We start from the raw sequence: 15,877 nt of genomic DNA on the forward strand, positions 1-15,877 counted from the left end.
ATATTAGCGCCTAACGCATGGTAACGAATTCCTCACTACCCGTAGGGTGAATTGCGACAACTGAATCGAAATCAGCTTTAGTTGCGCCCATTTTCATTGCGACAGCAAAGCCTTGAATCATCTCATCAACTGTAAAACCGATACCATGTAGGCCGACAACTTTCTCGTCGTCACCTGCACAAATTAGCTTCATCTTACAAGGTTGACGATGCTTAGTTACCGCTGTGTACATAGCCGTGAAGCCAGAGGTGTATACCTTGATGTTGTCTTTGCCGTACTTCTCTTCTGCTTCTTGAGTCGTTAGGCCGATCGTACCGATTGGTGGGTGGCTGAATACCACCGTAGGCACCAATTTGTAGTCCATCTTAGCGTTTGTTTGTCCGTTAAATAGGCGCTCAGAAAGTTGGCGACCTGCTTTCACTGCCACTGGTGTTAGCTCTATACCACCTTCCATGATGTCACCGACACAGTAGATGCCTTTCACGTTAGTTTCTTGGTATTCGTCTACTTTGATGTAACCACGATCGTTCGTTTCAACACCTGTTACGCCTAGGTTGATTGCATCTGTTGTAGGGTGGCGACCGATCGCCCAAATGAGCGTATCCACGTTTTGGCTTTCACCGTTTTCTAGGTGAAGCGTTAGGCTACCATCTTCTTCTTTAACCACTTCTTTTGGTACTGAGTGAGTATGAAGCGTTGGACCTTCAGTATTCATCACTTCAACCAGCGTTTCGACGATCATAGGGTCGAAGCTACGTAGTGGTGACTCTTTACGGCAGAACAGGTGAGTCTCTGTACCTAATGCGTGTAATACACCTGCGATTTCAACGGCAATATAACCCGCACCAATAACCGCAACACGTTTAGGCTGTTCCATCAGATCGAAGAAGCCGTTTGAGTCGATGCCGTGTTCCGCTCCTGGAATATTTGGAATCGTTGGGCGACCACCAACAGCAATCGTGATGTGATCAGCAGTATAAAGCTCACCGTTGACTTCAATCGTTTTTACATTTGCGCCTTCGGTGTCAACAAAGCGAGCAAACCCTTTGATTACGGTGACGTTGTTGTTGCCCAGAACGCGGTCGTAAGATTGGTGGATACGGCCAATGTACGCTTGGCGGTTTTCAATCATCTTGTTCCATTTGAACTCTTTAAGCTCAACGTCGAAACCGTAGTCCTCTGCGTATAAGTTGATTGCTTCAGCGACTTGAGCGCCGTGCCACATCACTTTTTTCGGAACACAACCTACGTTTACACAAGTACCACCAAGATCTTGAGCTTCGATGATTGCGACTTTTGCACCGTACATAGAGGCGCGATTTGCCGATGCAATACCACCAGAACCGCCACCGATACAGATATAATCAAAATGTGTTGCCATTACTTTCTCCGTTTTATAGTTTTTATTTCAATTCAGTATTAATGAATAGATTGGGACGTATTTCTTAGGAACAACCCAGAGTTATTCATTATTCAGGAGCTATTACTCAGGAACAATCCACTCAACCTTGAAATGCCCAGTTGCTGGTGCAATGGCCTCTTTCAAGTAAGGTAGAATTTCATTCATTTGGGCTTCTAACTTCCAAGGAGGATTAATCACAATCATACCTGATGCTGTCATTCCGCGTTCATTGGTATCTGGCGACACGCCTAACTCGATTTGTAAGATTTTGCGAATCCCTAAACCTTGCAAACCTTCGATCATATCTTCAATGTCGCAGCGATTAACCACAGGGTACCAAATGGCGTAAATGCCCGTTGCCCAGCGTTTATGGCTTTGTGCTATAGCCGTGACGACATCTCGATACTCTTTTGCTAATTCGTAAGGAGGGTCAATCAGAACCAAACCACGTCGCTCTTTCGGTGGCAAGCTACCCTTTAAACGTTGAAAACCATCCTCTTTGTAGATACTGACTTGGCGATCTCGATGAAATTCTTGCTCAAGCAGTGGGTGGTCACTCGGGTGAAGTTCAGTCAGCACCATACGATCTCCCTGACGCAAATGTGCGCGGGCAACTCGCGGTGAACCTGGGTAATAACGCAGCTCATCGCCATCATTCAATGCTCGGATGGCATCTAGGTAGCTTTGAATATCTTCAGGAATGTCCACCTTTGGATCCTGCTCCATTGGGTGCAAGCGTGCGATACCTTGTTTGTATTCACCTGTTTTTTCTGACCATTCGTGAGTCAGATCGTAGCGACCAACGCCTGAGTGAGTATCGTGGTAGACAAAAGGCTTATCTTTTTGTTTAAGAGAATTAAGGATAAGGCTTTGTACAATGTGTTTTACTACATCTGCGTGGTTGCCAGCATGAAAGCTGTGACGATAACTGAGCAAAATAATTTCTCGCTTAACTGAATGAACCGTGAAGTCTCAAAATTTGATACTCCAAACAAACTAATGTGAATGATTATACGCCACTATTGAAAATTGCATAAGCTGCCTACATTTATTAGACGTATATAATGATAAAAAGACGAATTTAAAAGGATGCCTCATGTCTAATCCACTACTGACGTTTACCGATTTACCCCCGTTTTCTCAGATCCAACCTGAGCATATCAAGCCAGCTGTTGAAGCGGTCATAGCTGAATGCCGAGCAAAAATTGACGATGTATTAGAAAGTAACACCACGCCAACATGGGATAATGTAATCGCACCTATCGAAGATGTGGATGATAAATTAAGCCAAGTTTGGTCGCCGGTGAGTCATATGAACTCTGTCGTCAATAGTGATGAGTTGCGTGATGCTTATGAGAGTTGCTTACCATTGCTGTCTGAATATGGCACTTGGGTTGGGCAACATAAAGGGCTATTTGAAGCCTATAAAGCCATCAAGGCGAGTGATGCTTTTGATTCACTAGAGCAAGCGAAGAAAAAGACCATCACCGATTCACTGCGTGATTTTGAGCTTTCGGGCATTGGCTTACCTGCCGATGAGCAGCATCGCTATGGTGAGATCAGCAAACGCATGTCGGAGCTAGGATCGCAGTTTTCCAATAATGTGCTTGATGCCACTATGGGCTGGAACAAACACATTACCGATGTGGCTGAACTGGCGGGTATGCCAGAATCAGCAATTGCAGCGGCGAAAGAAACCGCAGAGTCTAAAGAGCTTGATGGCTACCTGCTGACACTTGAAATGCCATCATACCTACCTGTGATGGTGTATTGTGATAACCAAGCACTACGTGCTGAGATGTATGAAGCGTATGTCACGCGCGCCTCTGATCGCGGTCCCAAAGCGGGCGAGTGGGATAATACTGAGCTGATTGCGGAACAATTGAAACTGCGCCATGAAATTTCCCGGATGCTAGGTTTTAACACTTATAGTGAAAAGTCGTTGGCGACCAAAATGGCAGAAAACACGTCTCAAGTGATTGGCTTCTTAAATGATCTTGCGGTAAAAGCGAAACCACAAGGTGAAAGAGAAGTTGAAGAGTTACGTCAATTTGCAGAAAAAGAGTTTGGCGTAACAGAGCTGAACTTGTGGGATATCCCTTACTACAGCGAAAAACAGAAGCAGCACTTATTCCAGATTTCAGATGAAGAGTTGCGTCCTTATTTCCCTGAAGAAAAAGTCGTTAGCGGATTGTTCGAAGTGTTGAATCGTGTATTTGGCATGCAAGTAAAAGAGCGAAAGGACGTGGATACTTGGCATCACTCTGTTCGCTTCTTTGATATCTTTGATTCGAACGACACACTACGCGGCAGTTTCTACTTAGACCTATATGCTCGCGAACACAAACGTGGTGGCGCATGGATGGATGAGTGTCGCGTACGTCGTTTGACTGAATCTGGTGATCTGCAAACTCCCGTCGCCTACCTGACGTGTAACTTCAATAAACCTGTCGGTGATAAACCAGCCTTATTCACGCACGATGAAGTGGTGACCCTATTCCACGAAACCGGTCATGGTATTCACCATATGCTAACAAAAGTGGATATCGGCTCTGTTTCTGGGATTAATGGCGTACCTTGGGACGCGGTTGAGCTACCAAGCCAGTTCTTAGAGAATTGGTGTTGGGAAGAAGAGGCATTGGCGTTTATTTCAGGACATTTTGAGACGGACGAACCACTGCCGAAAGCGATGCTAGAAAAGATGTTAGCGGCGAAAAACTTCCAGTCAGCGATGTTTATTTTGCGTCAACTAGAGCTTGGGTTATTCGATTTCACACTTCATACCGAGTTTGATCCTGAGTTGGGTGCTCGCGTGTTGGAAACGCTCCAAGAGGTAAAAGCGAAAGTTGCTGTATTGCCAAGTTTGGAATGGAACCGCTTCTCTCATAGCTTCAGCCATATTTTTGCTGGTGGTTATAGCGCAGGTTACTACAGCTATTTATGGGCAGAAGTACTTTCAGCGGATGCTTTTTCTCGATTTGAAGAGGAAGGGATTTTTAATCAAGAGACGGGTCAAAGCTTCCTTAATAACATCCTAGAAATGGGCGGAAGCGAAGAGCCGATGGAACTCTTTAAACGTTTCCGTGGCCGCGAGCCTCAAATTGATGCCATGTTGCGTCATGCTGGGATTAACGCGTAATTCAGGCGGTGTCGTTAGTTAAAAAAGAGTCACTTTGGTGGCTCTTTTTTGCATTTAAGTCTATGTTTATATTCTGGTTTGGTTGAATTATGGATTTACATTTCTATTTATAGGGTTTTGCAAAGAGATCAGTGTTTCAGTGGATTGCACTTCATCAATGGCTTGTAATTTATCAATCAAAACAAATTGCAGCTCTTCAATGGATTTACACATCAGTTTCACAAAAATATTGTAAGCACCAGTGGTGTAATAAGCCTCAACAACTTCATCAAGGGCATTGAGTTTCGCTATCGCAGAATGATAATCACGAGCGGCATTAAGGTTGATGCCGATAAAGCAGCATACGTCGTAACCGAGTTTTTTGGTATTAACGACAACTTCTGTGCCTTGAATGATCTCAGCGGTTTTCATCTTCTCGATACGAACATGAATGGTCGCGGGGCTAACATTAAATTGTTTCGCCATTTCAGCATAAGGGGTCCGAGCATCTTCCATCAGTGTTTTGAGTATCGCTCGATCTAAATCATCAAGGCGACTATTAGATGCATGCATATTAACTCCTTATTTTACGTAATTAGACTATGTTAACAGGTAAAAGTATATTTTATCATCAGGGGTGATAGTATTAACAAATATAACTTTATTGGGATAACATTAGTGCGTGCCATCTTTTTTATTTTCGTCGCATTCTGTAGTTTTTTTGCTTCTGCACAAAGTAAAGATGTACTAATCATCCACTCCTACCATCAAGGCTTTTTTTGGACTGATGCCTTTCAGTCTGGGCTTCAATCTCGACTCGACACAAGAAACATCCCTTACCGAGTGGTTTATTTAGACACGAAGCGTTTCCAAAGTGCTGAATATTTAGAACAACTTTATCAACTCTATAAAACCAAATTTCAAAATGAAGAATTTCAAGCGATTGTCGTGAGTGATAATAACGCGCTTAATTTAATGCAGCGTTTAAGTTCTGAATTAAAAAACACCCCCGTTATTTTTGGTGGAATCAATAATTATCGTCCAGAGATGCACGCTAGCCTGAACGCGACGGGTGTGACGGAAGATATTAATTTGATGGGCAATATCTTGATGATTCAAGACTTGATGCCTGATGCAGAGAAGATCACGGTTATATCTGATCATTCAGTCACCGGACATGAAATTCGATCGCAAGTTGATAAATTCATAGAACAAAACCCAATCTATAAGAAAAAAATTGAACATTATGTTCCAGATACCTATGAAGAGCTTCTCGCTAGAACAGCGTCGTTTGATCGAAAAAATAGCATTCTCTTTTGGGTTTACTATCGCGATATTAATGGTTGGGTAAGTGACAATCAGCAATGGAAAAAATTAAACCAAGTGGCTTCTGCCCCTTTGTTTGTTATTCATGATCTTGGGTTAGGTTATGGAGCGGTTGGGGGGATCATGCAAAGTGGCTTAATCCAAGGGAAAGCTACGGGTGATTTACTACTTAAGGTTCTTGGTAACCTAAACCAACCTTTGCCAGCTGTGACCTCTGCTTCCCCTGAAATTAAGTTGGATTATGAAGCACTCGTTCGTTGGGAATTAATGGCTGATGACGTGGAACATTCTGCACTGTTGAATAAGCCTGAAACTTTTTTTAGTCGAAATCAAGAAGCGCTACAGACGTTCGGTGTTGTGTTTATCGTGATGTCTATAGTGATCATATTTCTCGTCTATTACCTCCGACGAATCAAAAATAGTGAAGTCGCCGCGCGTAAGAGTCAACTCTTATTAGAGTCCGTATTTGATCAAAGCTTCCAGTATATCGGCATGCTTGATCGTCATGGGCGACTCATTTCAAGCAATAGCAAACTTCAAGGGCTGTTTTTCCATCAAGGCATTAAACTGGATAAACCATTCTGGCTATATAAACATTGGCAAAATATGACGGCTGAAAAACTCGAAGCGCTGTTTGTCCAAGGTCAGAAAAGTATCGTCTCTTTTGAAGCGGATGTGTGGTCGCAAAACAAAGGTCTGATTATTTTAGAGTTGTCGCTGAAACCTATGCTTTCTGATGACCAGACGGATGCGAATGTTTTGCTAGAGGCGAGGGATATTACGTCTCGCAAGTTGACAGAAGATAAACTTCATCAGCGTGAAATGAACTTGCGGACTTATTACGAGTTACAGCCCGTGATGATGGTGACGCTTGATAGCAACAACCGAATCCAACAAGTAAATCAATTTACGGAGAAGTTGCTTGGCTACCCGCAAGGGAAGTTACTCGGTCAACGCTTACGTGTTTTTTATAATGATGAGAATGCCATTATTCCAAGGCATGTATTACTTCAGCCTAAGCAAGCGATGGAAGGCGTGTGGCGACGTGAAATTCAATATCGTCATGCTGATGGGCATACTATATGGGTGCGTGAAAATATTAGACCACTGCATGATTCTGGTGAATTACTGATTGTCGGTGAGGATATTAGTGAAACTTATGCGCTGTCAGAAAAATTGGAGTATCAAGCTCAATACGATTTACTTACCAATACTTACAACCGAAACCATTTTGATATCGAGTTGAAGAAAGCGCTTCTTGAAGTTGAAAATCATATGAGAACGCATGCGATGCTGTTCCTCGACCTTGATCAACTCAAAGTGATTAATGACACGGCAGGGCATGATGCAGGTGATGCTGCGATTAAATTCTGTGCCAAAGTGTTGGAAGAAGTTCTGCCATATAACTCGATCTTGTCGCGTATGGGCGGGGATGAATTTGCCGTTCTTCTCAAAGACTGTACGGAATTTGATGCGATTAAAGTGGCGCGAAACATTATTTCAACCTTGGGTGATCAAGTGTTTACTTGGGAAGAGATTAAACTGAATTTAACCTGCTCAATTGGCGTTCGACTCATTGATCATACTGTTACCTCTTCGCAAATGGTTCATGCTCAAGCAGATACAGCTTGCCATGCTGCAAAAGAAGAAGGGCGTAACCGCTTTAGTTTGTACCACCAAGACGATGAAGATATTCGCCGTAGGCAGTTAGAGATGGAGTGCGTGAATTTAGTTCATAATGCACTGGCTCATGATCGCCTAGAACTTTTTGGTCAGCGAATTTTAGGTTTAAATCTTTACGATAATCAGAAGATGCACTTCGAGATCTTGGTAAGAATGAAAAATCATCAAGGAGACTATATTTCTCCTGGGATTTTTATACCAGCTTCGGAGCGTTACAACATTGCGCACTTGATTGATAAACAGGTTGTGACTAAAACCTTGAGTTGGTTAGAAGCGCACCCAGAAGCAGTGGCGGACTTAGGGATCTGTTCGATTAACCTATCGGGTCACTCGATGGGTAACCAAGAGTTCATTGATTTTCTTTTGCATACCTTATCGGCAAGTTCAGTACCGTGTGACAAGATTTGTTTAGAGATCACTGAAACCGCAGCCATGAGTAACATGAATCAAGCGATAGAGTTCTTTACTCGCTTGAAATCCTTGGGTTGCCTCATTGCTTTAGATGACTTTGGATCCGGTTTATCATCGTTTGGTTATTTAAAAAAATTACCAGTGGATATCGTGAAAATTGATGGTCTGTTCGTTCGGGATATGGACGTTAATGAAACCGATTATGTCATGGTAAGAGCGATCAATGATTTAGCCAAGCAGATGGGCAAACATACGGTGGCAGAGTTTGTCGAAAATACGAAAATTATCGATAAACTTCTGGAAATAGATGTCGATTTTGCCCAAGGGTATGTCATTGGTCGACCTAAACCGCTCGCTGAATTAGTCAGTGAGTTGAGCCTAGAAAAGGCCGTGTGATGGCGGTACACTTGCGAACTCTTTTTAATACTATAACTTCATGCGGAGCCTAACTTTGCAGCTACAACTGATTTGCGAAGATCCAACTCAATCCTCACGACTTCAAACCTTGGCACAACGCTGGCAATTAACTCATGATGAGCAGAGTATTTTTGCTTTAGTGCTGACGCAAGAGCGCCTTGAATTACGAAAATTGGATGAGCCCAAATTAGGTGCGATTTTTGTCGACCTGATTGGCGGTGCGGTGGGGCACAGACGTAAATTTGGTGGTGGCAAAGGACAGTCAATAGCCAAAGCGGCAGGCTTAAATAAAGGCGCTACCCCAACGGTTTTAGATGGAACCGCAGGGCTTGGAAGAGATGCTTTTGTTCTCGCTTCGCTTGGTTGTAAGGTTCAGATGGTTGAGCGCCATCCTGTGGTTGCGGCTTTGCTCGATGATGGTTTAGAGCGCGCTCAGCAAGATCCCGAAATAGGAACATGGGTTGGCGACCGAATGACCCTGATCCACGCTTCAAGTCATGATGCACTAGACAAACTCGCCGCATCGGATGATTTCGAACAACCGGATGTGGTCTATTTAGACCCTATGTACCCACATCCTGAAAATAAGAAAAAGTCAGCCCTAGTCAAAAAAGAGATGCGTGTTTTCCAATCATTAGTGGGTGCTGATCTTGATGCGGATAGCTTGTTAACGCCAGCCCTTGCATTGGCCAGTAAACGTGTTGTGGTGAAAAGACCTGATTATGCTGATTGGTTGGATGAAAAAAAGCCGACGATGGCTATTGAAACGAAGAAAAATCGGTTTGATGTTTATGTGAAAGCATCGATGGTTTAATGAAACTTACGCTCTCTATCTGTTCGTGATGAGGCGCAAATTGCCAAGAGCCTAATTTAAGACTTGTTAATTGGTATGATTGAAGGTATATCTAAGTAAGAATCATTATTATTCTTGCTAAGGTAAAGTATGACTAAGCGGATGTGCCAACTCACCCGTCAGGAAATTCGTGGCGAACTTGAGGGTATTTTAACATCAGCCTCTTCGCCTCAATATGTTTGCCGCTCTTGCGCTCGAACTTGTGCTTCTCAAGCGATGCTGTGTAATCCTGAATCGATTCAACTCAGTGTTGAGTCAATGAGTACGGAGCAGTTTGAACTCGCTACTGAGCTTCCTCGTGAATCCTCTGAAAGTTTAAAAGAGAAGGCATTACCAGAAAGTGAAGCACAATTAAAAGCATTGAAGAAAGAGCTTAAGAAACAAAAGGAGTACTACAAAGAGATGAAAAAAGTACTCAAAAAGCAGCAAAAGCTTTTAAAGAAACAGCAAGAATTAGAGCTAGAGTTCGCCAAGACGAATCAATTGTTTCAGGTGCCGAACATTCATGCTCCTGCGCCATCGCAATTGCATTGATGCTGAGTTCAGCCAATAAATAAAAATGCCCGAGACTGACATCTCGGGCATTTTGCGTTTTAAGTGGCTCAAGTTGGGTTTACTTTAATTTGGATTTCCAAACATACTTACTCAAACCAAAGTTACGGGGATGTAGGACTCGTTCATCCCACCAACAGCAAGAGCTCTACTCTTGCGAATGCAATTTTTTATATTGGCGCTCAACTTTAGGTTTTACCCATTTCTCATTAACCCATAGAGACAGCAATATAATGCCGCCACCAATCGATAATCGAACTAAATCGACATCTCTATTCCAAATCAGAATATTGACCACCAACCCAGCAGGAACCAATGCATTGTTCATGACCGCAAGAGCACCCGCATTCACCATGCATGCCCCTTTGTTCCACACAAAGTAACCTAACCCTGAAGCGATTAACCCTAAGTAGATTAATATTCCCCACTGTAATGATGTGGTTGGCAGTTTGTCTAGGTTGCCCATTAACGCAAAGGCTATTGTCGCCACGCACAGCGCTCCAAGATAGAAGTACCCAAACACGGTGTGCTGAGGAAGATCTATCTCTTCTTGTTCCATGACATATTTATAGCCCACTTGGCCAATCGCAAAGCAGAGGTTGGCGCCTTGAACCACTAAAAAGCCCATTAAGAAGTGGTCGTTCACTCCTGCAAATTTAATGGTTACGGCACCAGCGACAGCAACAAGCGCGGTGATGAGATACCAAGGTGAAAACCGCCCTTTAAGAAAATCATAAAAAAGGGTGACGTAAATAGGGGTGAAAACCGTAAATAGAAGCACTTCAGGCACTGATAACAACAAGAAAGATTGATAGTAAAAACAGTACATCAAACCTAATTGAATGCCGCCAATAGTCATTAGCTTGGCGATCAGAGCTTTCGGAATATTGCGAAATTTTAAGAAAGGTAGAAACACAAGGCTTGCCAATGCAACACGCATTAACACCGAAAACCAAGAGTCGACCTGACCGGCAAGATAAACGCCAATCAGGCTAAATGAGAATGCCCATAAAAGGGTCACTGCTGCTAGATAATTCATAATCAATTCGTTCCATCAATAGATGGCAGCAGTCTACCTAAGTTTACGAGTTCAGTCTTGCTCCTCTTTAAGAGGTACAACCAACATATCAACAGGAGAATCGTTGATTAACTGGCGAGTTGAAGAGAGTAATTTACTCCAAAAGTCCTGATGATGACCGCATACTACGAGATCAACATGATACTCATTGATCGAATCACACAGCTCATTACTCAGATCGCCGCTGCCCACTAATGTATGTTTAATTGGGTATTGAGCATAGTCCGCAAAGCTTTGAAGTTGTTTCTGTGATGCCTCCATTGCTTGGTGTTGAGTTTCAGCTAAGTTGATATCAATTAACCCGGTATAAAGTTCGGCATAATTCACATCAATATGAATGAATGAAACGGTGGCTTCTAAAGGTTTCGCAAGTGCTACTGCCTTATCAATCAAAAGTTTACTGTCTTCAGACAGATCAACCGCTACTAAAATATGTTGATAACTCATATTACAATCTCCTTATTGTTGACTCCTTAAAGATTAGCACCGCGTGTGGTTTTTTTTTGTTGCTGTGATCTCATATCTCTACAGACTGCGTCAGGTGTTAGTCGTTAAATCATGTTATATTTAAATTAATAAAAAGAAGCGTAATTAGGAGAGAGACATGCTATCTGCAAATATGGTTGAGAAATTGAATGAGCAAATTAATCTAGAATTTTTCTCATCCAATCTATACTTACAAATGAGTGCTTGGTGTGAAGACAAAGGTTTCGAAGGTGCAGCCGAATTTTTACGAGCTCACGCAGTCGAAGAAATGGAACACATGCAACGCCTTTTTACTTATGTAAGTGAAACAGGTTCAATGCCAATTTTAGGTGCAATTGAAGCTCCACAGCATGAATTTGAGAGCCTAGGTGACGTGTTCCGTGAAACGTATCAACATGAGCAGATGATTACGACACAAATCAATAAGCTTGCTCATGAAGCGTTTACTAACCAAGACTACTCAACGTTTAACTTCTTACAGTGGTATGTGTCTGAACAGCACGAAGAAGAGAAGTTATTTAAAGGGATTTTAGATAAGCTAGAGTTGGTTGGTGAAGATGGTAAAGCATTATTCTTTATCGACAAAGACCTAGCGATGATGGCAAAAGAAGGTTCATCTTCTATTATGGATACCCCTGCTGCGTAACATCACAGCAAAAAAGATATGATTTGATTATCTTTTTCTCAGGGCATCGTAGAAGATGTAGGGAGGAAAAGATGATCAATGGAGATACCATCCTATTCGCACTTATGGTTGTAACTATGGTGAATGGTGCGCGCTATTTAACCGCTTTACGAGCATTGATTTATATTATGCGTGAAGCTCACCCATTACTTTATCAGCAAGTTGACGGCGGTGGTTTCTTTACCACTCACGGCAATGTCACCAAGCAAGTTCGTCTATTTCATTATCTGAAAAGTAAAGAGTATCACCATCATCACGATCCTGTTTTTACAGGTAAGTGCGACCGTGTTCGTTCACTGTTTATTTTATCCATGTCGTTACTGGGTGTAACACTGCTCGCCGCATTTATGGTGTAAAGTAGACGAGAAACAGTGGCTTTCCTCTGTTTGCCTTGAGCGTAAGCGGACGATGATTATTATCAATATCACGTTAAATCGTGAGATCGACTCTGCGCCTTGAGGTGAGAGCCTGAACTGGTTAAACTAGCGACGAATTCAGCAAGGATGTGCACTCAGCACATCCTTTTTTATTGGTGAAAATTCATATTGTGAAATATGAAAATGGTGTAAGTGAAATGAGCGAAAAATTTGATGTCGTGATTATTGGTGCTGGAGCGGCGGGTTTAATGTGTGCCGCAGAAGCAGGGAAACGTGGTCGACGTGTCCTTGTGGTCGATAATGCCAAAAAACCGGGACGTAAAATACTGATCTCGGGCGGCGGTCGTTGTAATTTCACCAACTATGACGTTACTGCTCATCATTACTTATGCCAGAACCGACACTTTGTTAAATCGGCACTGTCTCAGTATTCTCACTGGGATTTTATTTCGATGATCTGCAAGCACGGCATTGAGTTTGAAGAACGAGATCATGGGCAGTTATTCTGCTTAGACTCAGCAAAAGAGATCGTTACCATGCTGCTCGAAGAGTGCAAACTTCCGAACGTTGAACAGCGTTACCGTTGTGATGTGCATATGATTGAGAAAAAAGAGAGCGGTTACCTGCTGCAAGTTAATGATGAAACCATTGAGTGTGAGTCTCTTGTGGTAGCGACTGGTGGCCTATCGATGCCGAAGCTAGGCGCAACGCCGTTCGGTTATAAAATTGCTGAACAGTTTGGTTTACCTATCATTCCAACCACCGCAGGTTTAGTTCCTTTTACTTTGCACAAGCAAGATAAAGAAGATTTTGCTGAGCTGTCTGGGATTGCGATTCCAGCGGAGATCACCGCAGAAGATGGTACGTTATTTAAAGAAGCACTTCTGTTTACTCACCGTGGTTTATCTGGTCCGGCCGTGTTACAAATTTCATCGTTCTGGCGCGCAGGCCAAAAGGTGACGATTAACCTTGTACCAGAATCTGATGTCAGTGAACTGCTAGCCAATGCACGTGAGAAGCACCCTAATCAAAGCCTAAAAAATACCTTAGCGCGAGTGTTACCAAAGCGTCTTGTGGAAGTATTGATTGAGCGTAAAGAACTAACGGATAAGCCTCTTAAGCAGTTTAATGCCAAAGAGTTGCAAGCGATTACCGATCACCTAGAAAATTGGCAGATCGCTCCGAATGGAACGGAAGGGTATAGAACGGCAGAAGTGACACTCGGTGGCGTGGATACTGACTATTTATCATCGAAGACAATGGAATGTAAAAATCATAAAGGCTTGTTCTTCATCGGCGAAGTGATGGACGTAACAGGTTGGCTTGGTGGGTACAACTTCCAATGGTGCTGGTCGAGCGGTTTTGTCGCAGGTCAGTGGGCGTAAGTGTATAAGTAGCTAGTTGAGCAGATTCGTTTGAATTTGATCAAACATATATAATTAACTTTAAACACAATAAGCTCCCTCCTAATCGCCAAATCTATCCTATATTAAAGGGTGATAATGAGCCAAAGGAGTGAGCTTTATGAGACAAGACGCTTTAATTAGCCGCATTAACGAACTGCCTCGTATTGAAAGCGTGCTGCAAGAACTTTTGGAGATGGTGAATCAAGAGAACGTAGATTTTGGTGAGCTGTCTAAGAAAATGTCGATGGAGCAAGTGCTCAGCGCTCGCTTGCTACGCATGGCAAATTCCGCTCATTTTGGTGGTAGTAAATCCGTTGCAACCATCAATGATGCCATTATTAGAGTGGGCAGTGGGGCCGTTCGGACGTTAGTATCATCATCCATTTTATCCAGTGCTTTTCCAAAAATAGAGACCTTAAATGTAAAAGATTATTGGTCGAATACATTTGAAATTTCGATGATTGCCAGCAAACTCGCCCCCAAGGTTGGGTTGGATCCCAATGAGGCCTTCACAACGGGAGTGCTACACAATATCGGTGAATTAATGATCCACTCACTGGTGCCAGAGCAAGCGGTTGAAATCACGAAGCGCGTTGATGAAGGTGAAAACCCCTTACAAGTTCAGCGTGATGTCCTCTCTACCGATGCCCCCGAATTAGGTGCCAAATTGGCGAATGCATGGAAATTCCCTCCAGAAATGGCGGATGCCATTGCCAATGTTAACCAGCCCGGAAAAGCGGAAGTCTCTAAAAAATTAGCCTGCTTATTGTACTTAGCACGAGATATTCATAAGCGTTGGGATTCCTTGCCAAGTGAAAAAAATAAAGTCCATTTTTTGACAACCCATCCAGCAGCGAAAGCGTTATCTATCGCTCCTGCGACCGTAGCCGTCATTGATGAAGTGAGAGGGAAGGGCAGCGAGTTAGCATTTGAGCTCTTTAGCTAGTTGTAGCTCCTTGCCTTCATTAAGCGCGTGAGTTAGGCGCATTTCAGCTGTGTAATAGGCTCGGCTCTATTGTCTTTGATTGAATGAAAAAAACCGACATCAATATCTCTGTTGATGTCGGTTTTTATGATCGGTGCGCAAGGTATGTGGTGGTGCGTTACTTATCTTTTTCAGCTATTGATTTGAACTTCAGTTGTTGTATGACCAAGCCCGTCACAATTAACAATAAACCAATCATCGTCGAAGGGTGGATCTCTTCACCAATGATATAAGCCAATAGCATGAGGGAGATAAACGGTGACGCGAATATGAGATTACTGATACGCGCGGTGTTTTCGGTCAGTTTTAAGGCCGTTAGCCATAAAACGAAGGTGATGCCCATTTCAAATAGCCCGACATAAGTGACAGATAACCAACCCTTAGTGCTGATCAAACTCCATGTTGCACCTTCATAAATACTCAAGCCGACAGCAAACGGTAGCGCGACTAAAAAGCCGAGCAGCACACCAATAACGGGATCGGCTTTATTCTTCGCATTTAAGATCCAATATCCCGCCCATAACAAGGTAGAGAGTAGCGCCAACCCAACCCCTAGTGGGCTATCAAACTCTAAGCCTAAAATATCGCCTTTCGTCGCAATCACGACAACGCCAGCATAACCAAAAACACAGGCGGCCCAATCTTGCTTACGAATCTTCTGACCTAAAAATACGGCGGCCATGAGGGTGAGGGTGATCGCCCAACTGTAATTTAAAGGCTGGGCTTGAGAGGCGGGCAATAAGTCATAAGCTTTAAATAAGATTAGGTAGTAAGCCAAAGGGTTAATGAGCCCAAGCAGTAAGTAGTACCAAGGGTTAGCCAAGAAGGTGTTCGCAATTTGAGACGATTTACCCTGAGCGATGCAGATGATAGAGAGCGCAATCGCAGAGACAAAGCTCGCCACCGTTAACATTTGAATAGGCGTAAATTCAGCCAAAGTCAGCTTAAATGCAGTTGCAACGGTTGACCAAAGCAGTACCGCAGCAAGTCCGAAACCAATGGCTCGACGTTCGTTCATGATTTCTCGTGGATGGTGTTAAAGGAAGAGTGTGGCTAGTTTATAGACTAAATAAACCACAACAAACTGGACATTTATCC

General features: G+C 43.1%; 14 protein-coding genes. 8 read left to right on the forward strand and 6 right to left on the reverse strand.

Annotated elements, in window-relative coordinates; translation table 11 throughout:
* Window positions 1–10 precede the first annotated feature (10 nt).
* Window positions 11–1,381: a glutathione-disulfide reductase gene (gene gorA, locus L4C39_RS09420; protein ID WP_429745548.1), complete on the reverse strand. Its 1,371-nt coding sequence runs from the start codon at window positions 1,379–1,381 to the stop codon at window positions 11–13.
* A 102-nt stretch (window positions 1,382–1,483) separates the two neighbouring features.
* Window positions 1,484–2,338, reverse strand: a complete 855-nt coding sequence (locus tag L4C39_RS09425; RefSeq protein WP_429745550.1) for a 23S rRNA (adenine(2030)-N(6))-methyltransferase RlmJ — start codon at window positions 2,336–2,338, stop codon at window positions 1,484–1,486.
* 160 nt (window positions 2,339–2,498) lie between these two features.
* Here L4C39_RS09425 and prlC point away from each other — a divergent pair, with 160 nt between their 5' ends.
* On the forward strand, window positions 2,499–4,541 hold the full coding sequence (gene prlC / locus L4C39_RS09430) for an oligopeptidase A (RefSeq protein WP_429745552.1): 2,043 nt from the start codon (window positions 2,499–2,501) through the stop codon (window positions 4,539–4,541).
* Window positions 4,542–4,628: 87 nt separating this feature from the next.
* On the opposite strand, the gene asnC is transcribed toward prlC, so the two are convergent.
* Entirely contained in the window at window positions 4,629–5,093 is a 465-nt protein-coding gene (gene asnC / locus L4C39_RS09435; protein ID WP_113796138.1) for a transcriptional regulator AsnC, read from the reverse strand.
* A 105-nt stretch (window positions 5,094–5,198) separates the two neighbouring features.
* Between asnC and L4C39_RS09440 the strand changes: the two genes are divergently transcribed.
* The 3 genes from L4C39_RS09440 (at window position 5,199) to L4C39_RS09450 (ending at window position 9,744) form a co-directional block, all read left to right on the forward strand.
* Entirely contained in the window at window positions 5,199–8,336 is a 3,138-nt protein-coding gene (locus L4C39_RS09440) for an EAL domain-containing protein (protein WP_429745554.1), read from the forward strand.
* Window positions 8,337–8,391: 55 nt separating this feature from the next.
* A complete protein-coding gene (locus L4C39_RS09445) occupies window positions 8,392–9,171 on the forward strand; it encodes a class I SAM-dependent methyltransferase (RefSeq protein ID WP_371711801.1) in 780 nt (259 codons plus the stop codon).
* Between the two features lie 129 nt (window positions 9,172–9,300).
* Complete coding sequence (locus L4C39_RS09450) at window positions 9,301–9,744, forward strand: hypothetical protein (protein ID WP_429745556.1); 444 nt, start codon at window positions 9,301–9,303, stop codon at window positions 9,742–9,744.
* A 166-nt stretch (window positions 9,745–9,910) separates the two neighbouring features.
* On the opposite strand, the gene L4C39_RS09455 is transcribed toward L4C39_RS09450, so the two are convergent.
* Window positions 9,911–10,801, reverse strand: a complete 891-nt coding sequence (locus L4C39_RS09455) for a carboxylate/amino acid/amine transporter (protein WP_017052101.1) — start codon at window positions 10,799–10,801, stop codon at window positions 9,911–9,913.
* 51 nt (window positions 10,802–10,852) lie between these two features.
* On the reverse strand, window positions 10,853–11,287 hold the full coding sequence (gene uspA / locus L4C39_RS09460) for a universal stress protein UspA (protein ID WP_017052102.1): 435 nt from the start codon (window positions 11,285–11,287) through the stop codon (window positions 10,853–10,855).
* 157 nt (window positions 11,288–11,444) lie between these two features.
* On the opposite strand from uspA, the gene ftnA reads away from it, so the two are divergent.
* From ftnA to L4C39_RS09480, 4 genes are all read left to right on the forward strand, one after another.
* On the forward strand, window positions 11,445–11,972 hold the full coding sequence (gene ftnA / locus L4C39_RS09465) for a non-heme ferritin (protein WP_017052103.1): 528 nt from the start codon (window positions 11,445–11,447) through the stop codon (window positions 11,970–11,972).
* 71 nt (window positions 11,973–12,043) lie between these two features.
* Window positions 12,044–12,367 (forward strand): universal stress protein UspB, encoded by a 324-nt coding sequence (gene uspB, locus L4C39_RS09470; protein ID WP_017052104.1) that lies wholly within the window; start codon window positions 12,044–12,046, stop codon window positions 12,365–12,367.
* Between the two features lie 218 nt (window positions 12,368–12,585).
* A complete protein-coding gene (locus L4C39_RS09475; RefSeq protein WP_029203314.1) occupies window positions 12,586–13,773 on the forward strand; it encodes a BaiN/RdsA family NAD(P)/FAD-dependent oxidoreductase in 1,188 nt (395 codons plus the stop codon).
* 139 nt (window positions 13,774–13,912) lie between these two features.
* Window positions 13,913–14,740, forward strand: a complete 828-nt coding sequence (locus L4C39_RS09480; protein WP_113796144.1) for an HDOD domain-containing protein — start codon at window positions 13,913–13,915, stop codon at window positions 14,738–14,740.
* A 157-nt stretch (window positions 14,741–14,897) separates the two neighbouring features.
* Here L4C39_RS09480 and L4C39_RS09485 read toward each other — a convergent pair whose 3' ends face one another.
* Window positions 14,898–15,797, reverse strand: a complete 900-nt coding sequence (locus L4C39_RS09485) for a DMT family transporter (RefSeq protein ID WP_136994083.1) — start codon at window positions 15,795–15,797, stop codon at window positions 14,898–14,900.
* Window positions 15,798–15,877: the final 80 nt, after the last annotated feature.

The organism is Vibrio clamense, from assembly GCF_050337905.1.
GTDB lineage: Bacteria > Pseudomonadota > Gammaproteobacteria > Enterobacterales > Vibrionaceae > Vibrio > Vibrio cortegadensis.

Bases quoted from the DNA above. Each gene is read 5' to 3' on its own strand.
- gorA (WP_429745548.1), bottom strand. From the start codon at position 1,381: ATGGCAACACATTTTGATTATATCTGTATCGGTGGCGGTTCTGGTGGT.
- prlC (WP_429745552.1), top strand. From the start codon at position 2,499: ATGTCTAATCCACTACTGACGTTTACCGATTTACCCCCGTTTTCTCAG.
- asnC (WP_113796138.1), bottom strand. From the start codon at position 5,093: ATGCATGCATCTAATAGTCGCCTTGATGATTTAGATCGAGCGATACTC.
- L4C39_RS09450 (WP_429745556.1), top strand. From the start codon at position 9,301: ATGACTAAGCGGATGTGCCAACTCACCCGTCAGGAAATTCGTGGCGAA.
- L4C39_RS09455 (WP_017052101.1), bottom strand. From the start codon at position 10,801: ATGAATTATCTAGCAGCAGTGACCCTTTTATGGGCATTCTCATTTAGC.
- uspA (WP_017052102.1), bottom strand. From the start codon at position 11,287: ATGAGTTATCAACATATTTTAGTAGCGGTTGATCTGTCTGAAGACAGT.
- ftnA (WP_017052103.1), top strand. From the start codon at position 11,445: ATGCTATCTGCAAATATGGTTGAGAAATTGAATGAGCAAATTAATCTA.
- uspB (WP_017052104.1), top strand. From the start codon at position 12,044: ATGATCAATGGAGATACCATCCTATTCGCACTTATGGTTGTAACTATG.
- L4C39_RS09475 (WP_029203314.1), top strand. From the start codon at position 12,586: ATGAGCGAAAAATTTGATGTCGTGATTATTGGTGCTGGAGCGGCGGGT.
- L4C39_RS09480 (WP_113796144.1), top strand. From the start codon at position 13,913: ATGAGACAAGACGCTTTAATTAGCCGCATTAACGAACTGCCTCGTATT.
- L4C39_RS09485 (WP_136994083.1), bottom strand. From the start codon at position 15,797: ATGAACGAACGTCGAGCCATTGGTTTCGGACTTGCTGCGGTACTGCTT.